Source organism: Pilosibacter rotomagensis (genome assembly GCF_045062245.2).
In the GTDB taxonomy this organism is placed as follows: Bacteria; Bacillota; Clostridia; order Lachnospirales; family Lachnospiraceae; genus Pilosibacter.
Map to the genome: position 1 here is coordinate 2,241,001 of NZ_CM170323.1, position 24,431 is coordinate 2,265,431.

Consider the following 24,431-nt stretch of genomic DNA (forward strand, 5'->3'; position numbering starts at 1 on the left):
CTGCAATCATTCCGCTTTATAATATTGATTCCCGGTTCCAAAAACAAGTCCCGCAAGCTCCAGCTTTAAAAGGGCTTCCATACATTCTGTCACAGAGAGTCCGCTCAATGCGGCGACCTCTTCCAGATGTCTGGGGCGCGAATCAACCGAAGCATACACCAAATTTTCGTTCTTGGCAAGCCTATTTTGTGAAAATTTATGAATCGTTAATTTTCTTTCGTATTTCATCCCGAGGAATTCCAGCACATCCGACGGGCTCAAAAGCAGGCTCGCACCGCCCTGGATCAGGCGGTTGCAGCCCCCGCTCAACGGGTCATTTGCACGTCCCGGAAGGGCGAAAACCTCCTTTCCCTGTTCTAAAGCAAAATCCGCTGTGATCAGCGATCCGCTCTTCTCCCTCGCTTCTATTATTATGACCGCGTCAGCAAGAGCGCTGATGATCCGGTTTCTCAGCGGAAAGTTCATTGCCACAGGGCGGGTCCCCGGGACGAACTCTGAGAGGATACCGCCGTTTTCCTCCATGGCATGAAAAATTTTGTAATTTTCCCGCGGATAACAGATATTTACCCCGCATCCCAGAACCGCGTAGGTGGGTTTCCCACGCTCGATCGCGCCCCTGTGGGCACAGCCATCCACTCCCGCCGCCATGCCGCTGATAATGTTGACTCCCGCATTGGCAAGTTCCCCGGCATAAAATCCGGCCGCCTCCTTCCCATATTCCGTGCAGGCTCTGGCGCCGACAATGGCAACCGCCGGGACCTCGTTTTCCGGAAGATTTCCCTTTACGAAAAGCGCCGCCGGGCGGTCTTTATATGGAAGGAAACGTTCCGGATAGTCTGTGTCTCCTTCAGCGATAAAGCGGATCCCCGTCCGTTCCAGCCCATAAAATTCCTTCAGCCATGCAGATTCCTGCTCTCTTGCCTGCAAAAAGACCGTCACGCGCTTCTCTGTGAGAACTCCCGCTTTTTGGATTTCCTGTTCCTTTGCCGTCCAGACCTCCTGATATGTTCCGAACCTTTCTCTTAACTTCCCGATCGTCGCACTGCCGAACCCCGGAACATGGCAGAGACAGTAAAACGCTTCCCGCTCGGTAAGTGTGTTGTAAGCCATGATCTTATGTACCCCTTTCCTTTCATTCATAGAACTGTTCCGCACCCAAAAAGTTCCGGACAAGCTTCGTTTTCAGGCATTAATTCCCCCAGAACTTCTCCCGGCTCTTCACATAGGACACCGCCTCGCACAGATCTGAAAGCCGGATTTCACTCGCACCTGCAAGATCCGCCGTCGTTCTTGCGACTTTTAAGATCCTGTCATGCATTCTGGCGGAAAGCGCAAGCTTTTCGAAGATCTCCTCCATAAAGGTCTCCTCCTCCTTCCCCAGAACGCAGTATTTCCGGATATGCCGCCCCGCCATCTCCCCGTTGCAGCGGATGTTTTCCTCCATAAACCGCTCTTTCTGGATCTCTCTCGCCTGCTCCACCCGCGCCCGGATCGCGCCGGAAGCTTCATTTTCTCCGCCGCCTCTGATGTCCCCGTAAGTAACCGGGGATGCCTCCACACAGAGATCGATCCTGTCCAGCAGTGGTCCCGATATCTTCTGTAGATACCGCGTGATCTGTCCCTCCGTGCACCGGCACCTCGCAAGGTCCGGAAAATGACCGCAGGGACATGGGTTCATCGCAGCCACAAGCTGAAAGTTGGCCGGATATGTCACCGTGGCCTCCACTCTCGAGACTGTCACCTCCCGGTCTTCGAGCGGCTGCCGGAGTGTCTCGAGTGCCGCTCTGGAAAACTCCGGCAATTCATCGAGGAACAGGATCCCGCCGGTGGCAAGCGAGATCTCCCCCGGCTTCGGTCTCCTCCCGCCTCCCGTCAGTGCCTGGACCGATACCGTGTGGTGGGGTGCACGGAACGGCCTGATCTTTACAAGCGGCTCTTTCTCCGTCAGAAGTCCGCTCACACTGTAGATCTTCGAGATCTCGATGCTCTCCGCCACGTCCATTCCCGGCATGATCGTCGGCATTCTCCTCGCAAGCATGGTCTTTCCGGCCCCCGCAGGTCCCACGACCAGAAGGTTGTGCTTTCCGGCGGCTGCCACCTCCGCCGCCCGCCTAAGGAGCGGCTGTCCCGATAATTCCGCGAAATCCACATCATAGCGGTTCATCGTATCCTGCAGCTCCTTCATGTTTACCGGTGGTTCCGGGCGCATCGACTGTTTTCCGGATAACATATCCACCAGATGTTTCAGATCCCGGACACCGTAGAGCGAAATCCCGCCGATAAAGGATGCCTCCTTCACGTTCTCAGCCGGAAGAAATACCCGTCGGAATCCACTCTCCCGTGCCTGTGCCGTGAGCGCCATAACGCCCGGGATCCCCCGCACAGTCCCGTCCAGCCCCAGTTCCCCGAAGAATACCGCATCCTCCAGGTCCTTTGCCTGGAATCCTCCGTATGATGACAGGATCGCCGCGGCGATCGCCAGATCAAAGCCGGTTCCTTCCTTTCTAAAATCTGCCGGAGACAGATTGACCGTGATCTTCTTTGGCGGCAGGGAGAGTCCAAGATTCTTGATCGCCGTCCGCACCCGGTCTCCGCCCTCCCGGACCTCCGAGGCCAGATATCCCACAAGGATCAGCCCCGGAAGTCCGTCGCTGACGTCCGCCTCCACGGTCACGTTTTTCCCCTCCATTCCGAGGAGATATATGCTGTTGATCTTGCTGAACAAAAAATACTCCTTTCCAGTCTTTGGTTGTCATCTCACCACCTATAGAGATAGGAGAATCCTTGATGTTGTTAGTTGAAATCATCCCTGAAATCGAGAATATTTTCACCGTTTTTGATAAAATAGATATGGTTTAAGAATTTTAAGAATTTAGACTGTGAACCCTGTATCCGTTCCCCTCTCACACCTGCAGAAGAGAGCGGATTCCCTCTCGAATATGGGGCGTCCGGCGGAGGATTCCTTCCTATTTCCGCCAGCCCCATATGCATCGTCCTCCCACCGCGCGGACAAACACCCGCCGCGTGGCCTTACCATTTGAGCTTTCATCCATGTTTTCGCCGTCATTGACAGGAATCAGCCCTCATGCTCCCCGATCCACTCCAGGATATCCGCGGATACCTGGTCGCGGTTGAGTTCGTTTAAAAGTTCATGTCTCGCATCCTCATAGAAGCCGATGGAGAGATCCTCCGCTCCTGCCTTGTCGTATCGCTCATAGACGCGGCGCACGCCTTTTGTCTCCTCTCCCACCGGGTCTTTGCTTCCGGACAGAATCAGGATCGGGAGATCTGTCCGCATTTTTCCGGCTTTTTCAAGCTTTGCCGTTTTTAAGATCACCTCAAAGAAGTCACGGTACGCCCCGGCTGTGAAGATAAAATCTGTCAGCGGATCGTCTCCAAAATCCCGGTCTTTCTTTTCATCCCTGGAGAGCCAGTCGTACGGCGTCTTCACAGGTTTAAATTTCCTGTTGTAATTTCCGAGGGACATCTCATAGAGCAGTTTGCTCCGGCAGCGTGTTCCTCTCTGTCTGCAGATCGTGTCCGCCAGCAGATAGCCAAGCCGGACCTCCGCGTCCTTCGGAGCTCCGGTCCCGAGTAAGATCACTCCGTCGATCCTGTCTTTATAGACAGTCAGATATCGTCTCGCGAAAAATGATCCCATGCTGTGTCCCAGAAGGAAGATCGGCACACCTGGATATTTTCTCTGCGCGTGGACCGTCACGCGGCGCATATCGCGGATCACCGAGACGGCTCCGCCATGCTCCCCGAAGTATCCGCGGTCTTCCGCTGCCGCTGCGGTCTTTCCGTGTCCAAGATGATCATTTCCAAGGACATAGATCCCGTGTCCCGCTAAAAATTCCGCAAACTCCCGGTATCTTCCGACATGTTCCATCATTCCGTGGGCAATCTGAACGATCGCTTTCACCTCACCGCTCGGGATCCACTCCATACAGTGAAGATTCGCGATCCCACTGCTGGACGGAATATAAAATTCATGAATTTCCATTTTTCTCCCTCCTCACACCAGATCTTTTTGCCATCGGCAGGATCCGCAGACGGGATCCGGTCTCCGGTCAGGATCAATGCCCCGCCAGTTTTCATACGTGTTCAGCTTATCTATAAGTATAACACGCATACCGTATTTTCCCCAGGAAACATCTGTTAAAATTTCATAAAGTTTATATAAACCTAAAAAAGAATGTGCCACGGCACATTCACGCGCCGAGCGCGGTCGCTCGCGACGATCTTCATCTTCGCGCGAGTGCGCATCATTGGCACGTAGTGCCTTTTTGTTCAACAGGGAAGTTCCATCGAACTTTCCTGTTGAACAAAAAATCCCCCGCAGGTACTCCCGCACCCACAGGGAACTTTCTGATTTTTATTTTTCCGCTCAGTCTTTCTTCATCAGCTTGACCATAACAGCCTTCTGTGCATGAAGACGGTTCTCCGCCTCGTTGAAGATCTCGTCGGCATGTTCCTCGAAGACTTCCTCTGTGATCTCCTGTCCGCGGTATGCCGGGAGGCAGTGCTGGACCATCGCACCTGCATTTGCGGCTGCGAGGAGCTGTTTGTTGACCTGATAATCCTTAAATACTTTCTTTCTCTCCTCTTTCTCCGCTTCCTCACCCATGGAAGTCCATGTGTCCGTGATCACGATATCCGCGCCGGATGCTGCCATGAACGGGTCTGTCTCCAGGGCAAATTTATCTGCGTAGCCCTTTGTGAACTCAAGGACTTCTCCGTCCGGCTTATAACCGTCCGGTGTCGCAACTGCAACATTCATGCCGACCTTTAAGCCGCCGACGATCAGGGAGTTTGCCATGTTGTTGCCATCGCCGATGTAGCACATCTTAAGACCTGTAAAGCTTCCGAATTTCTCACGGATCGTCATAAGGTCTGCAAGTACCTGGCAGGGATGGCAGAAATCAGTCAGACCGTTGATGACCGGGATGGAGCCGAATTTTGCGAGATCCTCGACTTCCTTCTGTTCGAAGGTACGGATCATGATGCCGTCAAGGTAGCGGGATAATACACGCGCTGTATCCTGAACCGGCTCTCCGCGGCCGATCTGCAAATCTTTTGATGAGAGGAACAGGGCATGTCCGCCCAGCTGATACATTCCTGTCTCGAAGGAAACTCTCGTTCTTGTGGAAGACTTCTGGAAGATCATTCCCAGAGTCTGTCCCTCTAAGTGTCTGTGCGGAATGTTGTGCTTTCTCTCATATTTTAACTGGTCCGCGAGATCCAGGATCCCGGTGATCTCCTCCGTACTCAGATCCAGTAATTTTAATAAATGATTCATGATTTAAAATACCTCCTTCATGGCCTCAAGTGCCTTATCGATCTCTTCATATGTAATGACTAACGGCGGAAGCAGACGGATCGCGTCCGTTCCGGCTGTCAGCACGAGAATGCCCTTTTCCATGAGCTTTGAAACGTATCCGGCACGCTTTTCCGGATCTACGATGATGCCGAGCATGAGTCCCATGCCGCGGACATTTTTGACTGCCGGGGAGTGGAATCCCAGGACTTTTTTCTTGATGTAAGCGCCTTTTTCCTGAACTTCTTTTAAGAATTCCGGATCATTCACCGTGTCGAGAACGACATTTGCGGACGCTGCACTCACCGGGTTGCCTCCAAATGTGGAACCATGGGTTCCAGGTCCCATCACGTCGGCACACGCTGCAGATGTGAGCACGCCGCCGATCGGAAGTCCGCCGCCGAGTCCTTTCGCCATCGTCACGATGTCAGGGGAAATCCCGTACTGCTCGTATGCAAAAAGACTTCCGCATCTTCCGATGCCGGTCTGGACCTCATCCACGATGAGAAGGATGTCATGTTCCTTACAGAACTTTGCAACCCCCTGGACGAACTCTTTGTCGAGCGGGAGAACACCGCCCTCGCCCTGGATCATCTCCATCATGACCGCGCAGCAGGTCTTGTCCGCTTTTGCGGTTACATCCGCTAGGTCATTTGCCTTCGCATAGTCAAAACCTTCCGTGAACGGGAAAAAATACTGGTGGAACTTCTCCTGTCCGGTTGCCTTTAAGGTCGTCACGGTTCTTCCGTGGAAGGACTGGATCAGTGTCACGATCTTGTTTCTCCCTGCCCCGTATTTATCGAAGGAATACTTTCTCGCAACCTTGATCGCGCCCTCGTTCGCCTCTGCTCCGGAGTTTGCGAAGAAGATCTTTCCCATGCCGGTTGCCGTCACAAGCTTCTCAGCAGCACTCACCATCGGCTCCGTGTAGTAGAGATTTGACGCATGCATGAGCTTTTCCGCCTGTTTTGTGATCGCACCGACGATCTTCTCATTTCCATGTCCCAGGCTGTTGACGCCGATCCCGGACGTGAGGTCCACATACTCTTTTCCGTCTGCATCCCAGAGCGTCGCGCCTTTTCCGTGGTCAAGGACGATGTCAAACCGTCCGTAGGTATGCATGATATATTCTGAATCTTTTTTCTTGATCTCTTCTGCAGTCATTCCTTGTTCCTCCTATGAAAACATGGTTCCAACGCCTTCGTTTGTGAGCAGCTCGATTAAGATCGAGTGCGGCACACGGCCGTCCTGGATGTTCGCACGCTCTACGCCCTGACGGACGCACTCCACGCAGCAGTTGACCTTCGGGATCATGCCGCCCTTGATGACGCCCTCCTTGACCAGGGACGGAACATCCGAAACTTTCAGGCGCTTGATAAGTGTCGTGTCATCGGACGGATCTCTTAACAGTCCGCGCACGTCAGTCAGCATGATCAGCTTTTTCGCCTTCAGCGCGATCGCCAGCTTCTCCGCCGCCGTATCCGCGTTGATATTGTAGTTGCAGGTGTCATCGATTCCCGCTGCAACGCAGGTAACAACCGGAATGTAGCCTTTTTCCAGCATATCGAGAACAATCTGCGGGTTTGTCTTTACGATATCGCCCACATAGCCGTACTCGGTGCCGTCCGGATCATTTAATTTGACTGCCTCAAATAATCCGCCGTCCATACCGCTTAAGCCGACGCCTTTTCCTCCGGCATTTTTTAAGAGCGTCACAAGGTTCTTATTGAGCTTTCCGCAGAGGACCATCTGGACTGCCTCCATGGTCTCCTGATCGGTGTAGCGGAGTCCCTTGATGAATTTGGACTCTTTTCCTGTCTTCTTTAAGAGTTCCCCGATCTCCGGACCGCCACCGTGAACCAGAACGACCTTGATGCCGACCAGATTTAAAAGAACAATGTCGCGGATGACCGCCTGTTTTAATTCTTCATTGATCATGGCATTTCCGCCGTATTTGACGACCACGATCTTTCCATAGTAATCCTGAAGGTATGGGAGCGCCTCAACGAGAACGCCAGCTCTTGTTTCCGGTTTCAGATTTTCCATAACGTTTTTCTCCCCTCTTATCATCTATATCACGTTTCTGACTGTTTCGGACTCGCCTGCATCTTTTTTTCTGCAGACATCCATTCCTTTTTACAGATTTAATCCTGCCGTCTCCTCAAATCCGAGCATCAGGTTCATGTTCTCGACAGCTGCACCGGATGCGCCTTTTCCGAGATTGTCAAACAGCGCCGTGATGATCGTCTGGTCCTCATGTCCGTTGACCACGATTTCCATGCTGTCCTTTCCGGCCATAGTTCCCGCCGCGATCATCGGATCGTCCCAGCCGAACGGATGGACTTTTACAACGTTCTTTCCATTATAATGAGCTGCAAGTGCCTCATGGATATCCTTTGCAGTCGGATTTCCCTTTAACATTGAATTCTGCAGCATCACAGTGACCGCCATTCCTTTATAGTAGTCATCCACGATCGGGCAGAACACCGGCGGAACGTCGAGTCCGCAGATCTTCTGCATCTCCGGCAGGTGTTTATGTTTCAGGCTTAAGCCGTAGATCCTCGGGGTATTGTAGAGAGTCGGTTTCTCCGGAGATTCGTATTCCGCGATCATCTTTTTTCCGCCTCCGGAGTAGCCGGTCAGGGAGAATACGGTGAGCGGTGTCTCCTTCGGGATGATCCCCGCCGCAACGAGCGGATAGACCGGGATCACAAATCCCGATGCATGGCAGCCCGGGTTTGCCGTATATTTCGCATGAACGATCGCATCCTTATGTGCGTCGGAAAGTTCCGGAATTCCATATGCCCAGCCCGGAGCTGTCCGGTGTGCCGTCGATGCATCGATGATCCTTGCGGAATCTTTTTCCACAAAGCTCACCGCCTCTTTTGCCGCCGCATCCGGCAGACAGAGGAACGTGATATCCGCGGCGTTGATGAGTTTCTTTCTCTCATCCGCATCTTTTCTCTTTGCCTCATCGATCATCAGGAGTTCAATATCGTCTCTCAATGCAAGTCTCTCATAAATCTGGAGTCCGGTGGTTCCTTCTTTTCCGTCAATGTATACCTTTGGCTTCATAATCGTTTCTCCTCTCGGTCATAATTTGCTGGATCCCAGTCAGCTTTCCTTCCGGTCCGTGTTAAAAAAGGGATCGGAGCTTTTCTTCTCTGCATGTTTTTGTGGGGGCAGATGCATAAAGCTGAATATTTTCTGAATAATTATGCATAATTATAATCCTATATGTATATTTATGCAAGGGGTTTTTTATTCTTTTTTGCGTTTTTATAAATTCAGAGCGAACACATATAAAAAACGGCACAGGATCGGGTCCCGCAGTCCGGAAATTTCTTTCCAAACAAAAACAGCACAATGATCCTTTTCCAGACCATCATGCTGTTCTCCCGATCCTGTCTTTTGTTTTTCCATGATCCGGACTCATACCGTCCGTTTCACTCTCCGTATCCGAACGCCTCCCGCATGCGGGCAACCGCCTTTTTCTCGATCCTGGATACATAGGATCGGGAAATTCCAAGCTGTCCGGCGATCTCCCGCTGCGTGTGCTCATCTTCCCCGAACAGACCGTAGCGCATCCGAATCACCTTTTTTTCCGTCTCCGTCAGACGGTCCCGGTATGCCTCATAGAGTATCTTCACATCCTGTCCGATGATGACCGTCTCCAGCACTTCCCGGTCTCCGGATTCCAGAACATCAAACAGACTCACCGTCTCCCCGTCTTTATCCGCACCGATCGGGTCATAGATGGAGACTTCCCTGGAGAACTTTTTCCCCGACCGGAACATCATCAGGATCTCATTTGCTATCCTCCCCCCAATGCGTTTTTGATGCACTGAGGGGATTAGTTTTTCCCAGGCGGTCATCCTCCGTATCATCATCTTCGTAATCTACATCGGAAAATGCCACCAATTCATCATTATCGTCCTCATCGTCTGTATTATCAGAAGCAGCAGAAGCGATTTCCGGGTATTCGATTTCATCGTCCTGCACACCGAACAAAACCACATGGGCATTGACTCCGTCCCAGATAACCTTACGCACGATGGTGCGGATGGCTGCTCGTTTCTGTTCTATGGTCATTTCATCAATGCCGTCCTTAAAGACAGTCAGCAGCTGGCGCATCAAGTCAAATTCAACATCACTGAGAGCGTGCTGCGTAGTCAGTCCTTCCAGCTCCTGAATACGTTTTTCAAGGGACTGGTATTCTTCGTTCAGTTGCTCAATTCGCTTTGTTACATGAGCCTTGGCAGGGCTGTCACCCATTTCCACGAGAGAATCCACCAGTGAATTGATTTTCTTCTCTGTTTCTGCCTTCTCTTTTCTCATATCGGAAATCCGCTGTTCGTAGTCCATGCGATTGCCGGTATAGAATTTTCGGCTCTGCTCCAACTGACTGACAAAAGTCTCCTTATCATCTGCAAGCATTTTTACCTGTTCGATGATTGCCATATCCAGTGTATTGCCGTTTGCGTTTTTGCTGTTGCACACGGTACGCTGGCTGCGCTCTTTCATTTTGCACACATAGGTGTAAATCACCTTGCCGTCAGCAGTTTTTCGCTTGCTCATCTTCGGATACATACGCTCACCGCAGCTGCAGAACAGCAGACCGGTCAGCAACGCTTCGTTACTGCGTGGTTTTCTGAAAGACTTGGACTTGTTGCGTTCCAATGACTCTTGAACCTGCACCCACACCTTGCCGGGAATTAGTCCGGGATGTTTGCCAACGGACACAATCCATTCACTCGGCGGTAACGAGATACTCGCTCTGCCTTTTTCCTGATCGGTACGATTATATGCCATCATGCCGTGAACACCGTCAAAGGCATCATGCTCGGAGAACAGGTCTGTATCATTCTTTATAAAGAAATCATACGCCTCTTGGTCAGCGACCATGTAGACCGGATTCTGCAAAATCGCTTTGACCGAGAAACGGGTAAAATATTTTCCGTTCTTTGTCTTGAACCCTTGCTTAATCAACGCCGCTTCTGTCAAAGTCAAAGAATCCGTTTCCACATACAAATCAAAAATCGTTTTGACTATATCTGCTTCTTCCGGAACAAGTTTCAACTTGCAGGCTTTCTTTGCCTTTCCGTCCACTGTAATGCTTTTTATAGCTTCGGATTCAAAGCCGGTAGGGGTTGTACCACCTAACCAGCGTCCGGTCTTTGCCAGCTCATGCATATTGTCACGGATACGCTCGGCAATGGTTTCACGCTCCAACTGAGAAAAAACAGATGCAATATACATCATGGCTCGTCCCATCGGGGTGCTGGTGTCAAACTGCTCCTTGATGGAAATAAAAGAAATATCCAAACGGGCAAGTTCTTCAATCAATCCAGAGAAGTCGCTGACATTACGGCTGATACGGTCAAGACGATAGACAATGATTGCCTTAAACTGTCGCTTTTTTGCTGCATCCATCATTCGTTTGAATGCCGGACGGTTCAGATTCCCTCCGGAAAATCCCTCATCTTCATATACTACGATTTTATCTACAGCGGCATCACCAAAATGCACACGAACATACTCTTTGCCAAGTTCAACCTGATTGCCAATACTCTCGCCTTTCCCTGTAAATTTTGATTTACGGGAATAGAGGGCGATAACATCTTCATTTTGTCGCATCTGCTTTTCCTCCTTCTCTTGCTATGTGATGTATCATGTGCTATTATAACATAAAGTAAGCACCAAGTAAACATGACAGGAGGGTTTTCTATGAAATCGATTTTTGAAGAATTAGGCGGCACCTACACTTTAGGCGAGGACGGAATGTATTATCCGAACCTGGAGCTTCCGGTTGAAGAAGAACCACATTACGGTAAGTATGGTCGTATGCGAATGAATTACATAAAAGAGCATCGCCCGGGGTTGTATACGGAGCTTTTGTTCGACGGAAAGCTGGTATCACACTTGAACGACATTGATGATACGGCTCGTCAACGGATGGAGCTGCTGACTCGACAAATGCAGGAGCAGCATGGTGTAAACGAGGAATTAAAAGCTCTTGATCAGATGATCTGGGTAGGTGCCTGCAATAACATCCGCAATGCTGCGGAGGAAATTGTTTTGAATGAACTAATATATTGCTAACGCCAAGGGAGAGAGCTTGTACACATCATGGGTACAAGTTCTCTCTTTTCCCTTGAATCCGAGTTGGACAGAAGTTGTTTTGACATCCCACCAGCTTGTCGGAAAGTTAGAAAATGCAGAAACCCAAATACTTGTGAAACTATTATGAACATGACTGTTTCCTATTGACATTCTAGTTTATTGAGAGTAAACTATAATTAGTTTATTGACTATCAACTGGAAGGAGAAATCTTTATGGCTGAGATTAAAATGGGCGTAGTGGAATCCCACTTCGCTGATATTATTTGGGCGAATGAGCCTTTGCACTCCAGAGATTTGGTAAAGCTCTGTGAGAAGGAACTGAATTGGAACCGTTCTACCACTTATACCGTGTTACGCAAACTCTGTGAGCGTGGGATTTTCCAAAACAACGGAGGAACTGTTTCCTCTGTGCTGACCAAGAACGAGTTCTATGCTGTTCAGAGCGAGCAGTTTGTAGATGAAACCTTTGAAGGCTCCCTCCCTGCTTTCATTGCGGCTTTTACACAAAGGAAGGGTATTTCTCAACAGGAAGCTGCGGAGATTCGACACATGATTGATGCAGCCGCCGGAAAGGAGTAATCTATGAGTTCACTCTTTTTGAAAATTGTAAATATGAGTATCGCCGCATCTTGGCTGATCCTTGCGGTCGTACTTTTGCGTGTAGTTTTGAGAGAGGCACCTAAGTGGATCAATGTTCTGCTTTGGGGTGCTGTTGCAATTCGACTCTTATGCCCGATTACCATCGAAAGCAATTTGAGCATGGTGCCAAGCGCAGAGGTTTTTCCGAATGAGGTCGTTTCCGGACCATCCTTTGATGTGAATACAGGTTTCAATATCGTAGATACACAAATCAATGATTACCTTGGCGACCGCTACTTTGAAGGTGTGACGGTTCCTGCAAACAACGGAGCTAACATAACAACGATTCTCAGTGTTGCATGGATAGTTGGCATTTTCACTTTTGCTGTATTTGCTCTTGTGAGCTACCGAAAAATCCACAACAAGGTTCGTCCATCGTTAAATGTGCGGGACAACATTTGGATTTGCGATGATATCCAAACACCATTTATCCTAGGCTGCTTTAAGCCAAAAATCTACATTCCGTCCGGAACGGATGAAGTGCAGCTTCCCCATATCATCGCCCATGAGAACGCTCATTTAAAACGCTGTGACCACTGGTGGAAGCCGCTGGGGTATCTGGTTTTAGCAATCCATTGGTTCAATCCGCTTGTATGGATTGCGTATATTTTACTTTGCAGAGATATTGAGTTGGCTTGCGACGAGAAAGTCATTCGAGAATTAAATCAGAGCGAGTCTATTTCCTATTCCGAAACATTACTCTCTTGTAGCGTAAATAGAAGAACGATTTTGGTTTGCCCGCTTGCCTTTGGCGAGGTTGGCGTAAAAGAAAGGGTGAAGCGTGTGTTGAATTATAAAAAGCCTGCGTTCTGGATTGTTGTCGTAGCAATAATTGCTGCTATCGTTACGGCGGTTTGTTTCCTGACAAATCCCAAAACGATTGGTGATTCTATAACACTTGTTGAACAGTCTACACCCGGAAATGGTAATACTTTTACCTATGATACTACCTTTGGTCAAAGTGTAATGAGCGGCACTGTTTATGCCGAGCAGTGGAGTAATGGCACTTGCACAAAATCTACGCCTGCCGTATTAACGAGTGAAGTCGATGAGATAAACATCTTATTGGATGTTCGTCGTGAAAACGGTCATTCAGTAGGTGTTGATATTCAAGTCGATACCAACGAACATGGTGGTTCCTTCATCACATATTTTGCATTCCCTGAGAATTATTCCATCCTCGGATGGAGCTGCAACGGTTATGAGTTGAATAAACCTATTCTAATCCAATCCGAGGCGGAAAAAATTTTGGCAGCTATGGTATTTGATGTGGGAAATGGAGTGAGGGTATTTAGTCCCGAAGTGCTTGTCAATGAACCTGAAAGATTGGAAAATGTAGATTATGCAATCGTGATTCGTGCTTCATTTGATAGTACCAACTTGGGCAATGAAAATTCGGAACATACTTCTCACTCAGCAGATAGTGGTGCTGTGATTCCGATGGTTATGGTGAATGACACACTCTATCTGTACACAGGATTTGAAAATACAGATGCTCACCACGATGTGATGAATGGCAAGATCACATCCTCTGTTCACGGGAACACCAAGCCTACCGTAAATGATCAATCGAATTTTGGCGAGGGATACGCATATCAGTACGGTGCTGCCGAAGGAACCATTGAAATCTACATGGATGGTAAATGGTGCATCTTTGCTACTGAAGAAGTGCGACAGGATATTCAATTTCCTGTTGCTGATGGAGATGTTAACGGATCAAACGGAGCTGAGTCGGGAGAAACTACATCAGTAGTGGCAGGAGTTTCAATGGTGGATGCTTCTAAGATTGCCAGCATTGCTGTAACCAACGGCAATACCGGAGAACAGAAAACAGTTACTGGAAAAAAGGCATATAGCGATGAATACCTTGCCTAACGTGACTATGATGATGGAAAAGTATAAATCCCGGGAAGGCGATATTGAAATTTCAAATCAAAGTGGAAAAGGACTGAAAACCTGGGAATGGTATGATATTCAGAAGTGGGAAAACGGTGAATGACACAGGCTGGATCAGCTGACGGATGGATTGTGGACAGATACTCTATACCAGATTCCAGCGGGAGAAATTACGGCTTTTTCTACGAATTGGAAAACGTGGTATGGCGACTTGTCAGACGGTAAATATCGCATCATAAAGAAAATATATGAAACGATAGAAGATGAAATCCATACTCATTATCTGGCAGTAGAATTTGAAATTCGATAACTGTCCAAGTACAATGTCAAATATAATTATTGCATCCTTAGTAAAGGAATACCATCGCAGATACTTCCAAAGTAGCAGCGATGGTATTTTTTCTGTTGAAAATACTGTGTAGTACGATATGTACACAGGAAGGACAGTATATTTTTCACTGGCTCAGATATATTGTAGAGCAGCAATCCACCACTACCATTCCAAAATCGGAGTGGTAATGGTGGATTTTGTTATCATCGCTCGTAATCTTTTTGCTTTCTTTTGGGAGGTTTTTGCATCTGTGATTCTGGTTCTTTGCGCTGAAGCATTTGAGTAATAGAAGGCTTTCTGGTAACTTCCCCAAGCATTTTCTTCACTTCCAGCTTGCTCTGACGCATCATATCATAATCATATTTAACGCCGTAGATTTTTTGAAGCTGACTGGCTGCGGATTGCTCTTTGCCAGTGCGAAGCTCCATTCTGGTGTCGGTCAATTCGCCTGCATCCACATCGGCAACGGTTTTTTCCAAATCCCTGTATCTCTCCAGTGTTCTGTCCAGTTCGGCAGTGAATTTATTTTCTGCCTGTTCCAGTGCGTCCATCTGTGTATCAAGATTCTTGACTTCCTTTTTGAATTTGGAGAAGGCTGCATCATCCGCACATTCCATACTGTTCAGAAGCATGGACTTTTCGGATTTCAATTCCTCCAAATCCTCAGTCAGCGTAGCAACCTGCTCCGACAATTTCTGATGCTTTATCACATGAATAAAGGGTAGAGAATCCTGTTCTGCACGGAGCTGCTTTCGCTCTGTGTTTTTCTCTTTGATTTCCTGTTTGATTTCCGTATATCGTTCCACGACCGGTTTTACAGCATCCACATAGTCAGAGATTTTCTGCTTGCTGATACGGATATGGCTGATGCGGTACATAAGAACAATCATATTCTCACGCAGGGATTCCAGTGCATTTGCCAGCTCCGGAATCGAAGTTTTTACTGCAGCAGCCAGCTTTTTGACCTTCGCTTTCAGCTCCCGGAGAAGGGCGTTGTCCGCCTTGATCTGGCGATTAATTTCGCAGCGGTCAGAAACGATACCCATCGCTTCCAGCTTTCGTGCGTGATAGCCCTCGTGGATGGTTGGCAGTTCATCCAATCCCTGTGCGGCGTGACTGCGGTGATCGATCCGGGCATCTATCTCCGGATACTGTGCCAAATGCCGATTGGTAACGGTTGCCCATTTTTCCCGCCAGATGAGTAGCTGTTCATCGCTGTTCCAACGCTGAGAAATTGGATTCTGTCTGCCATACTTTGTACTTTTGGGATACTTGTTGGCTCGTTCATAACCTTGCTTCTCAGCTTCTGAAGGTGCCATATACACCTTTCGCTCGCCAACCAGATATTGATACTGTTTCTCCCAGCCCTCCGCCTGTGCGATCTTATATTCAGCAGAGGTAAATCCCCATTCTGCGCCATCCCTCACGCACAGATATTCTTTTTCGGTTTTATGCTGCCATTTACCGTTTTCCTGTAAGGGGCGAATCGTCAGCATAATGTGGGCGTGTGGATTGTGTCCGGGCGGATATGGGTCATGGATTGCAACATCCGCACACATTCCCTCGGCCACAAAATTGTCCTGAATAAATTCTGTGAGAAGGCTCTGCCAGTCTGTCTTTCCCAGTTCTATGGGAAGTGCTACCACAAATTCACGGGCAAGGCGGCTGTCCTTGGTCTTTTCGTTTTCCTCCACCGCATTCCACAGAATGCTTCGGTCACTCCACGCAGCCGGAGCGATTGGCGGAAGAAATACTTCCTGCCAGACAAGCCCTCGTTTTCTGGTGTAATCATGCTGAATCCCATCGTAGTCGTTGTATATCTGTGAACAGCTCAGATATGCGGAAGCCGCCACAGCGGAGCGCCCGGCTCCACGGCTGATGACCTTTGCTTCCAGATGATAGATTGCCATTCTTCATCACCGTCCTTTCGCTTTTGTTTTTGTTGCTTTTTAGAAAAAGCAAATGGGGCTTGGCAACAATGCCCATCTCTGCAACAAAGCTGCCGGTGGCAGGTTTTTGCAGACAGTTGGTGGAATACCGTCGGTTAAAGCGACGGTATTTTTTATAGGTGGTAACACCGACCACCAGCTGCGTGGACAATGACAGCAAGCTCGCAGGATTGTGGCATTGTCCATAAGGCTCCCGCAGGAGCCGCATCCGCCTCGCAGAGCGCACGGCCCCGAAGGGGATACCACCGCCCGATGTTATCGGGTGGTGAGTAAGTGCGCCCTTCGGGAATAGAGATACTTTCGTACCTCAATGTTTTTCCGTAACTTCTGCACTTAATCGTCTTTCCAGCTCCATTTTTAGATTATCCAAGTCCATTATCTGTGCTTCCGGGAATACGTTTTCCAGAATAGCTCCCTGCTGAATCAATCTTCTTGTGCGCTGTTTTCTCTCTTTCTGACGGTTTCTGGCTTCAACCGCTTCCTGTCTGTGTTTCGCCTGCAATAATTTCTTTTCATCCTCGGTCATATTTACGTCCTTTCTGACCATATCCGGTCTAACTGATTTTTATTTGGTACTTGTTTTAGAAAAGAATGGTGCCGGGATTGTTGCTGCATGAGCGGAATTATCAATGCACCGCTGATTAGGAGACAATCCGGCACCGCCGGTCTTACGTTCCAGTACCGCTTTCCAGTATTTTCCGTGCTTCTTTCATGCTTTCAGCGGCATTTCTCTGCCGGATATTCTGATTGTTGATTCTCAGCGGCACACACCGTTCCAATACTCGGTCATAGATACGGGAGCGAGTCAGATCCTGCGGATTTTTCAGTTCCTCCAAGGTCATATTAGTTGTCACAATCAGTGGCAATTTGCTGCGATATCGGCTATCAATGACATTGAATACCTGTTCCAAGGCAAACTCCGTACTGCGCTCAATTCCCAGGTCATCAATAATCAGCAGACTGTACTGGTTCAGGCTGTCGATATATTGGTTCTTCTCCTCGGAATACAGCCCGGACAGGGCGTTGAGAATCCGGGAGAAATTGGTCATCAGCACCGGAACACCCTGCTCCAGCAGAGCGTTGGCGATACATCCGGCAAAAAAGGATTTTCCGGTTCCCACATCGCCCCAGAGAAGCAAGCCGATGGATTTTGCCTTCATTTCGCTCCAATGGACAACATAGTCATGGGCTTTCTGCATTTCCGGGTTGTAACCCTTATCATTGGCAAAGGTGTATTCCCGCAGGGACTTGTCCTGTAAGCCGTTGGCTTTCAGACGGGACACCTGATCCAGAAATTCACGGTGCTTTCTCTCCGCTTCCTCTTTATCCTGGACTTCCTGCTGACAGCGGCAGCGAATGGGAACCACCATTTCCTTTCCAAGAACAACCACATGGTGCTGCCTGGGTGTTTTACATTTGGCGCAGTGGATGAGGTTGTCTGATTCATTGCGGTATTCATCTTCCTGCAAAGGGCGGTCAGAAAAGATATTCTGAATGGTGCCAGTGATTTGGTTCATAGGCTTTCATCCTCCTTACATTCATAGCTGCGTCTTACGGGAGCCGGGTGATCCTGCGTATACCAGCTGTGAATCGTAGCAGCGTGGTCTTGATACCGCTTCCCGCTGGAACGTATATAGCCAGACAGCTTTTCGATATATTCCCGGTATAATGGTATTTCCTTTTGAAGCTGTGCCAGCTCCTTTTCATTCAGGAAAACATTTTGATATTTTCCGTAAGCGGTGCGGTCAGCCTTACTCCCTTGTTTCTTTATCTTGTTATTGTTCTTTTCATTATTACTTCCGGACACTTTTCTTTCCCTTACAGAGACAGTTTCCTGTCCGTCAGACGGATAGGTTTCTGTCTGTATCAGGGAAAGATTTCTGTCCGTCTGCACCAGATATTCCGGTGGGACTTTTACATAGATTTTGTTTGGCAATCCCGGTCCCTGACGCTTGCGGAAAATCAAATCCGTTTTTTCCAGAACTGCCAGAGCGGTCTTAACAGACATTTCGCTTTTGTGCATGGTTTCTGCCAAATCCTTGATTGGAAAGAATATGAACGCACGCCCACGCTCATCTACCCAGCCTTCGTTTTTCTGTGAAAGTCTTGCTCTATCCAACAAAAGTACATACAGTATTTTTGCGGTTTCACTCAGCTGCTCCATATCCAGTAAAAATCGTGGAAATGCCATATACGGCGGTATCAGGGTATCCTTTATTAGAAACTGTGTCATGCGTTCACCTCCTTCCGTTGTCAGAATAGATACCGGTTATTCCCCAAGAAAATCCCAGTCAAGGTCTGCATCTTCCGGTTCGGATGCTGCAACAGCTACCTGCGGTGTAATCTGAGCAATACCAACCATACAGCCTGCCAAATATACCGGTAGGGTCCTGTTCATGGCATTTTCCACCGCTGTTACAATCTGCTCCACGAAGCGTTCCTCACGCTCTCTGGTTTCCAGATACGGCTCATCTTGCTTCTTGTAGTAACGGTCAAAGTAGTCCACCAGAGAAATGGCGATAATCTGGCTGTAGGATTTGAATTTCTTTTTATCCATCGTTTGCAGATACTGCCACGCCCGGTTCTGCACATCCTTGTCCAGATTGAAACGAAGATTTGTGCTGCGGATATTCTCACTCATGCTTACTCCTTCCTGCGAAGGCTGGCATGGGCGAGATATTCATATCCCTTAGCAGTCGCACAAATATCATCCAGAATGGTTACACGGGTTTCATCGTACTGCCCGAAGTTTCTGACCAGACAGCCACCACCGCCAACAATATACAGTCGCATCAGTTCCGGATTGTATTCATAGCGGCGGAGTGTGGCGAAAATATCCGCTACATACCTTTTCGCAATGGCAGTGATACAGTCCAGATAAGGCTTGCCGATGTCCGCTGTTCCATAGCGAAGCACCTGCTCAATGGTGACTTCTTCGATTTTGACACCAAAGCTGTCCAGCACGGCATTTTTAGCAGCGATCATACACTGGTTCACACCAAACTTCTCTGTCCAACAACGGCTCTCCACCGCCTTTTTATTGTTGATATAGAGAATGTTCATGGTGCCGTTTCCGATGTCTGCAAGGAGATTGGTTCCCTTGAAATCGCCCAATCTGCTGACAATAGCGGGATAACCTTGAGGGAACAAACTGCATCCGACAAAATGGAGCTTGTACTCCTTACCATTGAAATGGAAAGATACATATTCATTGCGGAGCAGGTAAGTTCGGAAATCTTCACGCTGTTTGCGAACCCAGGTCAGCGGCAGACCGGCAGCCAGATGAACATCTGCTTCACGGATGCCATACGCATTCAGCTCTCTGGCAACTGCCATCAGAGTCAAAAGATAATAGTCCTCATCCATGGCTTTGTCCGGAATAAATTCCTTGTGTCCCTCTCCGATGCGGTAATAGGTGCCGTTGTATTCCAGAATGTTACCGGAGAAAATCGGTTCTGTGTCATAGGCAGTAATGCCGGTAGGGGTGACGGTGTTTGCTGTTTTGATGTTGCCGTAGCCATGATCTACGGCGATAATTTTGATGCTTTTCAGTTCTTTCATTTGCTTAATTCCTCCTCAAAAAATTTGATAGTCATAAAAAATGCCCTCTTTTCAGTAGATTTGCTTTGAAGTGGCACCGGATTTTTGAATTTGGTGCTGTTTTCATTGCAATTTCATTCTACTGGAAAGAGGGCAAAAGCACATTGAGCGTGGATTGAGTGGAAATTGAGTAAAAAAAGAAGCAGCCACACACCGTAGTGCATGACTGCTATACAAAATCATTTTTCCTTTTATTCTTTTGGCAAATAACTTTTGTCTATTGAAAGATTAACACAAGTTGCTACTGCAATATAGATTACTAAAATAATAGCCTCTAATACCAAAGTATTATACGGACGAGGGTAGAATCCTGCCGCAACACTTACGATAAATCTAATCGGGAAATAAAGTCCCAACCAAGCAGAAATTTTGTAAAACTTTCTACGGAAGTTCTTTGTTTTTTCTGTTGCACTGGATACTTTCTTCTGATACGCATATTCAAACCCGCCAATGGCTGCAACAAACGGCAGGAAACTTAGAAATGCAAAAAACACATTTTGAAGAATGAACATTGTCATAAACTGCATCAAAAGTATCATCACTTCAAGTGTCACCAGATAGATCATAATCTGACCGAGATTATCGTTTTGAACTTCTTTTATCTTCGGCAAGTCATTATCACTTTGGTAATCATCGTTCAGTAAGTAATCTGTTGTAACATCAAACAGCTTGCTAAGTTGAAGAATGTTATTTGCATCAGGCATCGCAGCTCCTGATTCCCAACGAGAAATAGCTTGTCTTGATACATCCAGTTTTTCAGCCAAATCCTCCTCGTATAATAAGTTCGTAGGCAAGAAATATCGCTTATGAACTTATTCTTTTTATGGGTATAGATGGTAAGGACATCCAAGAGGAACTCCCCTCATCCTGAATCCCATCCATACGGTCAACAGTTACTTTTTATATGATTCATCCTGTGTTATGATATCAGGCAGAGTCTGATGTCCGAAGGCACTGCTTTTCCTCCTTTCAGCCGGCTTTGGCCGTGACTGCTTTTTTAGCATTCAGCCTGGCACATATGGCACATTCCGCTAACACAGAATTTTCGTCCCCCGCCGTAGCTCCAGCAAGAAAGGCTGGCCGGGTGCATGCTCATTGCGCGAGGCTTCGGTCACCATATGCAGCACAGGATAAACCTTTTACTTCAGGCTCCACAAATCCAGATCGGAAAGGATGTGATATCTTGTTAAAGATCAACTATATGTCCACCTTGTTTGTAGGTATTGATGTAAGCTCAAAATCCAATGCGGTCTATGCCATGGATTTTGAAGAAAACAAGTACATCTCATCCTCATTTGGCAACAATCAGCCCGGCGCTGATGAACTTGCCGATATGATCGCTAAATGCATGCAGAAACATAAAAACCTTGATACAATCATCGTTGCTTTAGAGTCTACCTCTGTTTACAGCGTCCATATCGCAAATTTTCTTTCTACATGTGAGACGCTTATGCCGTACAAGCCCTATGTTTTCTGTGTCAACCCCAAGGCTACATCCAATTACCGTAAATCCTATATCGGAATGGAAAAGACGGATCCTATCGATGCTTTTCTCATTGCTGACTTCGCAAGGGTCGGCAGGACGAAAAAGCTTGAGCCTTGGCGCGGCGGCCAGTTTATCGCCCTGAAGCGTCTTACCAGGCATCGCATGCACCTGTCAGAATGCATTACCAGGGAAAAGACCTACATGGTTTCAAACCTGTATCTGAAGTTCAGCGAACTGCAGCTTCTTGAGGGTGATAACAAGCCGTTCAGCAATATTTACGGCGCAACATCTTCTGCCATACTGACGGAGTTCCTGTCCCCCCAGGAGATCATCGACCTCTCAGAGGAAGAACTCCTTTCGTTCCTCGCTGAAAAAAGCAGGAACCGTATTTCTGACATATCCAGGACATCCGAGCTTTTGCGGAAAGCCGCAAGGGACTCGTACCGTTTGGATCAATGCATGTATGAACCACTGAATATTTCACTTGCAAGCTCATTTAACTGCATCCAGGCCTATCAAAAAGAAATAAAACTGATAGAGCAGGCAATTGAAAAGTGCATCAATGGGATGAACCCGAATGCGTTTCTTATCCTGAAGTCCATTCCCGGTATCGGACCGGTATGGGCCTCCGGCATGCTGTCCGAAATAGGCGACATAACTGCGTTCCACTCATCCGATGCACTTGCAAAGTATGCCGGTTTGTACTGGCTGAAAAACGATTCCGGCGATTTTATTTCCGAGGACAATCAAGTCTCAAAAGTCGGGAATCCGTATCTGCGCTATTATCTGGGAGAAGCGGCTAACAGCGTCAGGAAGCATGTGCCAGAATACACTGAGTATTATGCAAAAAAATATGCTGAAGTTACCAAGCATCAGCACAAAAGAGCACTCGCGCTTACATCTCGTAAACTTGTACGGCTTGTTTTTGGATTGCTGGTCAAAAACCAACTGTACACCGGCGAAAAGCTGGACACTCAATCAAATATCAACAAGAACTGATGTTCGCCTTTGGATTTTCCGCCGAAGGTCTATTAAAGTTACCCTTTTTCCTGAAAAATATATCAAAATCTTTTTTAAAAACTCTTGACATATCACCAGAATGCTGAGACATTCCATTGGACTTTCTCAGTCCTACAATTTTATCAGATAGTTTCATATGAAATCCTCCTTTGCTTGGTGACTTCATTGTACTTAAAATCACTATAATTCACCACCACACCGACTTTGCATATCCGCAACAAGAGTTTACATTGTACTATTTTTCAAGAATTTGCGGGTCAAGAAGGAAATCATAGATATTCACGGTCAAAATACCATAGTTATCATAGTACGGCTGTACAATATCTTTTGTAATAACAATCTTCTTGAAAGAATCGTCTATCTTTCTAAACGGTCTGATTTCCTGAGTACGTTTCGCTTCATCAGGTAATGAATAAGCTGACTGGATATAATATCTGGAAGAACCGAGATTGCATACAAAATCAACTTCCAGCTGTTTACGGGTTACCTTTCCTTCTTGGTCTTTTTCCGCAATAATAACAACACCAACGTCCACGCTGTATCCACGCATACGCAGTTCGTTATAAATCACATTTTCCATGGAATGTGTCTGCTCAAACTGACGGAAGTTAATCCTTGCGTTGCGAAGCCCAAGATCAGAGAAATAGTATTTCTTTGGAGTTTCAATATATGCCTTACCCTTGATGTCATATCTCTGTGCTGATTCAATCAGGAAAGAATCCTCAAAACAATCCAGATATTTCTTGATCGTTTTTGAAGTGATTTTAGATTTTTTTACAGTCTTAAAGGTATTCTTTAACTTCTCAGGATTGGTCAGAGAACCAATAGCAGAGGAAAGGATATTCAGCAGGTCTTCCAGTTCTCCAATATTTTTAATCCGGTTACGTTTGAAAATATCTCGAATATAAATTTCGCTAAACAGGTTTTGCAATGCTGCCGCCTTATCGCTGCTACTTTCACGAAGAACGACCAGCGGGATGCCTCCGTAAAGCATATATTCAGACAATCCCATATACTTGTCGCCTTTGAAAACCGACATAAATTCCGAAAAACTCAGTGGATACATATGGACTTCATCTCCACGTCCGGCAAACTCCGTAACAATATCTTTGGACAGGAATTTTGCATTACTTCCGGTTACGAATACATCCATATTATCTTTGCGAAGATAACCATTCAATACAGATTCAAAGCAGTCCATCAGCTGAACTTCATCCAAAAGCAGATAATACATTCCATCCGTGGTAACTTGGGAACGGATATATGCCATAAATTTCTCCGGATCAACTCCACGTTTTTCTTTTTCAATTTTGATAAGGCTTTCTCCAATCAAATACAGGTCATCTGCGGAATCAAACGCAAAACGAATAATATGGTCAGCAGGGACACCGGACTCTAACAAGTGATTATAGAAAATATTATTCAGCAGATAGGACTTTCCACATCTGCGAATACCTGTAATTACCTTAATCAATCCATTGTTCTTTCTTCTAATCAATTTGTCTAAGTAAAAATCTCTGCGAATCTCCATACGATAACCTCCTTAGGAAAGATTTTTGCAACTTAATACAGTTTTCTGTTCTATATTACCATATCGCAACCTTCAAATCAATATGTATAACCGGTTTTAGGAAAGATTTTTGCAACTTAACACAGTTTTCCGTTCTAAAGCCTATTATATGCTTCAATCAGGATATTATCCCTGTATTCTCTCATTGTTTTATTCTGTTTCAACAAAGGAAAAGCAGCCACACACCGTTAAGTACATGGCTGCCCAAGGCAGTTCTTTATTTAATTTGAGGCTACGACAGACTGCGATTTGAAAAATGATGATTTTATAAACTATATACCCACTAATCCCATTGTAACTTAATCTTGCCATCTGCTTTTTCAAATTTAAGTATTAGATCTATAAATGAGTAAATCCTAAATTTTGCACAAAAGAAAGACACCCTCTGCTGAATGATGTATAATTGAAGTGCGACCAACAACCTACTCATTCAAACAAGGGGGTGCCTATTGCAGGCATTATACATCATTCCAATAAGATTTACAATTACTTTAAAG

General features: G+C 47.0%; 24 protein-coding genes. 5 read left to right on the forward strand and 19 right to left on the reverse strand.

Translation table 11 applies throughout. The annotated features are described in order from the left end of the window. Positions 1-6: 6 nt before the first annotated feature. The 10 genes from dprA to ACI3EW_RS10025 form a co-directional block, all read right to left on the reverse strand. A complete protein-coding gene (gene dprA / locus ACI3EW_RS09980; protein WP_243022214.1) occupies positions 7-1,140 on the reverse strand; it encodes a DNA-processing protein DprA in 1,134 nt (377 codons plus the stop codon). 49 nt (positions 1,141-1,189) lie between these two features. Next, complete coding sequence (locus ACI3EW_RS09985) at positions 1,190-2,725, reverse strand: YifB family Mg chelatase-like AAA ATPase (RefSeq protein ID WP_118529630.1); 1,536 nt, start codon at positions 2,723-2,725, stop codon at positions 1,190-1,192. Positions 2,726-2,793: 68 nt separating this feature from the next. Beyond that, positions 2,794-2,985, reverse strand: coding sequence for a hypothetical protein (locus ACI3EW_RS09990; RefSeq protein WP_118296926.1), 192 nt, complete (start codon positions 2,983-2,985; stop codon positions 2,794-2,796). Between the two features lie 91 nt (positions 2,986-3,076). Continuing rightward, positions 3,077-4,006 (reverse strand): alpha/beta fold hydrolase, encoded by a 930-nt coding sequence (locus tag ACI3EW_RS09995; protein ID WP_118529629.1) that lies wholly within the window; start codon positions 4,004-4,006, stop codon positions 3,077-3,079. Positions 4,007-4,390: 384 nt separating this feature from the next. Next, the gene (gene argF, locus ACI3EW_RS10000) at positions 4,391-5,302 is read right to left on the reverse strand and encodes an ornithine carbamoyltransferase (RefSeq protein ID WP_118515049.1); all 912 of its coding nucleotides are present in this window, start codon (positions 5,300-5,302) and stop codon (positions 4,391-4,393) included. A 3-nt stretch (positions 5,303-5,305) separates the two neighbouring features. Then, complete coding sequence (locus ACI3EW_RS10005; protein ID WP_118529628.1) at positions 5,306-6,484, reverse strand: aspartate aminotransferase family protein; 1,179 nt, start codon at positions 6,482-6,484, stop codon at positions 5,306-5,308. Between the two features lie 12 nt (positions 6,485-6,496). After that, the gene (gene argB, locus ACI3EW_RS10010; RefSeq protein WP_118515053.1) at positions 6,497-7,366 is read right to left on the reverse strand and encodes an acetylglutamate kinase; all 870 of its coding nucleotides are present in this window, start codon (positions 7,364-7,366) and stop codon (positions 6,497-6,499) included. Positions 7,367-7,456: 90 nt separating this feature from the next. Then, positions 7,457-8,395, reverse strand: a complete 939-nt coding sequence (argC, locus tag ACI3EW_RS10015) for an N-acetyl-gamma-glutamyl-phosphate reductase (protein ID WP_182426730.1) — start codon at positions 8,393-8,395, stop codon at positions 7,457-7,459. 371 nt (positions 8,396-8,766) lie between these two features. Next, complete coding sequence (locus ACI3EW_RS10020; RefSeq protein WP_346011223.1) at positions 8,767-9,120, reverse strand: sigma factor-like helix-turn-helix DNA-binding protein; 354 nt, start codon at positions 9,118-9,120, stop codon at positions 8,767-8,769. 7 nt (positions 9,121-9,127) lie between these two features. After that, complete coding sequence (locus ACI3EW_RS10025) at positions 9,128-10,957, reverse strand: recombinase family protein (RefSeq protein ID WP_118529626.1); 1,830 nt, start codon at positions 10,955-10,957, stop codon at positions 9,128-9,130. A 90-nt stretch (positions 10,958-11,047) separates the two neighbouring features. Between ACI3EW_RS10025 and ACI3EW_RS10030 the strand changes: the two genes are divergently transcribed. The 4 genes from ACI3EW_RS10030 (at position 11,048) to ACI3EW_RS10045 (ending at position 14,288) form a co-directional block, all read left to right on the forward strand. Further along, positions 11,048-11,422, forward strand: coding sequence for a TnpV protein (locus ACI3EW_RS10030; RefSeq protein WP_107000082.1), 375 nt, complete (start codon positions 11,048-11,050; stop codon positions 11,420-11,422). Between the two features lie 234 nt (positions 11,423-11,656). Beyond that, positions 11,657-12,022: a BlaI/MecI/CopY family transcriptional regulator gene (locus tag ACI3EW_RS10035; RefSeq protein ID WP_107000083.1), complete on the forward strand. Its 366-nt coding sequence runs from the start codon at positions 11,657-11,659 to the stop codon at positions 12,020-12,022. A gap of 3 nt (positions 12,023-12,025) precedes the next feature. Next, the gene (locus ACI3EW_RS10040) at positions 12,026-13,957 is read left to right on the forward strand and encodes a M56 family metallopeptidase (protein ID WP_233430164.1); all 1,932 of its coding nucleotides are present in this window, start codon (positions 12,026-12,028) and stop codon (positions 13,955-13,957) included. A 151-nt stretch (positions 13,958-14,108) separates the two neighbouring features. Next, complete coding sequence (locus ACI3EW_RS10045; RefSeq protein WP_416346971.1) at positions 14,109-14,288, forward strand: immunoglobulin-like domain-containing protein; 180 nt, start codon at positions 14,109-14,111, stop codon at positions 14,286-14,288. 224 nt (positions 14,289-14,512) lie between these two features. Here ACI3EW_RS10045 and mobQ read toward each other — a convergent pair whose 3' ends face one another. The 7 genes from mobQ to ACI3EW_RS10080 all read right to left on the reverse strand — a co-directional run bounded on the left by mobQ (position 14,513) and on the right by ACI3EW_RS10080 (position 20,622). Beyond that, entirely contained in the window at positions 14,513-16,219 is a 1,707-nt protein-coding gene (mobQ, locus tag ACI3EW_RS10050; RefSeq protein ID WP_485662912.1) for a MobQ family relaxase, read from the reverse strand. Between the two features lie 346 nt (positions 16,220-16,565). Further along, positions 16,566-16,784 (reverse strand): DUF3847 domain-containing protein, encoded by a 219-nt coding sequence (locus tag ACI3EW_RS10055; protein WP_107000084.1) that lies wholly within the window; start codon positions 16,782-16,784, stop codon positions 16,566-16,568. Positions 16,785-16,926: 142 nt separating this feature from the next. Next, positions 16,927-17,775 carry an ATP-binding protein gene (locus ACI3EW_RS10060; RefSeq protein WP_107000085.1) on the reverse strand — a complete coding sequence of 283 codons (849 nt, stop codon included), beginning with the start codon at positions 17,773-17,775 and terminating at the stop codon, positions 16,927-16,929. After that, a complete protein-coding gene (locus ACI3EW_RS10065; RefSeq protein WP_107000086.1) occupies positions 17,772-18,491 on the reverse strand; it encodes a replication initiator protein A in 720 nt (239 codons plus the stop codon). The genes ACI3EW_RS10060 and ACI3EW_RS10065 overlap by 4 nt, the downstream gene beginning before the upstream one ends. A gap of 36 nt (positions 18,492-18,527) precedes the next feature. Continuing rightward, positions 18,528-18,899 (reverse strand): adenylate cyclase, encoded by a 372-nt coding sequence (locus ACI3EW_RS10070; RefSeq protein WP_117504976.1) that lies wholly within the window; start codon positions 18,897-18,899, stop codon positions 18,528-18,530. A 2-nt stretch (positions 18,900-18,901) separates the two neighbouring features. Next, positions 18,902-19,819, reverse strand: a complete 918-nt coding sequence (locus tag ACI3EW_RS10075; protein WP_107000088.1) for a ParM/StbA family protein — start codon at positions 19,817-19,819, stop codon at positions 18,902-18,904. Positions 19,820-20,049: 230 nt separating this feature from the next. Beyond that, a complete protein-coding gene (locus ACI3EW_RS10080; protein ID WP_485662913.1) occupies positions 20,050-20,622 on the reverse strand; it encodes a helix-turn-helix domain-containing protein in 573 nt (190 codons plus the stop codon). A gap of 419 nt (positions 20,623-21,041) precedes the next feature. Between ACI3EW_RS10080 and ACI3EW_RS10085 the strand changes: the two genes are divergently transcribed. Further along, the gene (locus tag ACI3EW_RS10085) at positions 21,042-22,343 is read left to right on the forward strand and encodes an IS110 family RNA-guided transposase (protein ID WP_227117340.1); all 1,302 of its coding nucleotides are present in this window, start codon (positions 21,042-21,044) and stop codon (positions 22,341-22,343) included. On the opposite strand, the gene ACI3EW_RS10090 is transcribed toward ACI3EW_RS10085, so the two are convergent. Together ACI3EW_RS10090 and ACI3EW_RS10095 are read right to left on the reverse strand one after the other, a co-directional pair. Continuing rightward, on the reverse strand, positions 22,330-22,500 hold the full coding sequence (locus ACI3EW_RS10090) for a hypothetical protein (RefSeq protein WP_485662914.1): 171 nt from the start codon (positions 22,498-22,500) through the stop codon (positions 22,330-22,332). The two genes, ACI3EW_RS10085 and ACI3EW_RS10090, sit on opposite strands and share 14 nt — an antisense overlap. Positions 22,501-22,599: 99 nt before the next feature. Continuing rightward, the gene (locus ACI3EW_RS10095; RefSeq protein WP_107000090.1) at positions 22,600-23,895 is read right to left on the reverse strand and encodes an ATP-binding protein; all 1,296 of its coding nucleotides are present in this window, start codon (positions 23,893-23,895) and stop codon (positions 22,600-22,602) included. Between the last annotated feature and the right edge of the window lie 536 nt (positions 23,896-24,431).

Excerpts from the sequence above, each read along its gene's own strand:
- dprA (WP_243022214.1), bottom strand. The coding sequence starts at position 1,140 with ATGAATGAAAGGAAAGGGGTACATAAGATCATGGCTTACAACACACTT.
- ACI3EW_RS09990 (WP_118296926.1), bottom strand. The coding sequence starts at position 2,985 with ATGGGGCTGGCGGAAATAGGAAGGAATCCTCCGCCGGACGCCCCATAT.
- ACI3EW_RS09995 (WP_118529629.1), bottom strand. The coding sequence starts at position 4,006 with ATGGAAATTCATGAATTTTATATTCCGTCCAGCAGTGGGATCGCGAAT.
- argF (WP_118515049.1), bottom strand. The coding sequence starts at position 5,302 with ATGAATCATTTATTAAAATTACTGGATCTGAGTACGGAGGAGATCACC.
- ACI3EW_RS10005 (WP_118529628.1), bottom strand. The coding sequence starts at position 6,484 with ATGACTGCAGAAGAGATCAAGAAAAAAGATTCAGAATATATCATGCAT.
- argB (WP_118515053.1), bottom strand. The coding sequence starts at position 7,366 with ATGGAAAATCTGAAACCGGAAACAAGAGCTGGCGTTCTCGTTGAGGCG.
- argC (WP_182426730.1), bottom strand. The coding sequence starts at position 8,395 with ATGAAGCCAAAGGTATACATTGACGGAAAAGAAGGAACCACCGGACTC.
- ACI3EW_RS10020 (WP_346011223.1), bottom strand. The coding sequence starts at position 9,120 with ATGATGTTCCGGTCGGGGAAAAAGTTCTCCAGGGAAGTCTCCATCTAT.
- ACI3EW_RS10025 (WP_118529626.1), bottom strand. The coding sequence starts at position 10,957 with ATGCGACAAAATGAAGATGTTATCGCCCTCTATTCCCGTAAATCAAAA.
- ACI3EW_RS10030 (WP_107000082.1), top strand. The coding sequence starts at position 11,048 with ATGAAATCGATTTTTGAAGAATTAGGCGGCACCTACACTTTAGGCGAG.
- ACI3EW_RS10035 (WP_107000083.1), top strand. The coding sequence starts at position 11,657 with ATGGCTGAGATTAAAATGGGCGTAGTGGAATCCCACTTCGCTGATATT.
- ACI3EW_RS10040 (WP_233430164.1), top strand. The coding sequence starts at position 12,026 with ATGAGTTCACTCTTTTTGAAAATTGTAAATATGAGTATCGCCGCATCT.
- mobQ (WP_485662912.1), bottom strand. The coding sequence starts at position 16,219 with ATGGCAATCTATCATCTGGAAGCAAAGGTCATCAGCCGTGGAGCCGGG.
- ACI3EW_RS10055 (WP_107000084.1), bottom strand. The coding sequence starts at position 16,784 with ATGACCGAGGATGAAAAGAAATTATTGCAGGCGAAACACAGACAGGAA.
- ACI3EW_RS10060 (WP_107000085.1), bottom strand. The coding sequence starts at position 17,775 with ATGAACCAAATCACTGGCACCATTCAGAATATCTTTTCTGACCGCCCT.
- ACI3EW_RS10065 (WP_107000086.1), bottom strand. The coding sequence starts at position 18,491 with ATGACACAGTTTCTAATAAAGGATACCCTGATACCGCCGTATATGGCA.
- ACI3EW_RS10070 (WP_117504976.1), bottom strand. The coding sequence starts at position 18,899 with ATGAGTGAGAATATCCGCAGCACAAATCTTCGTTTCAATCTGGACAAG.
- ACI3EW_RS10075 (WP_107000088.1), bottom strand. The coding sequence starts at position 19,819 with ATGAAAGAACTGAAAAGCATCAAAATTATCGCCGTAGATCATGGCTAC.
- ACI3EW_RS10090 (WP_485662914.1), bottom strand. The coding sequence starts at position 22,500 with ATGAAACTATCTGATAAAATTGTAGGACTGAGAAAGTCCAATGGAATG.
- ACI3EW_RS10095 (WP_107000090.1), bottom strand. The coding sequence starts at position 23,895 with ATGGAGATTCGCAGAGATTTTTACTTAGACAAATTGATTAGAAGAAAG.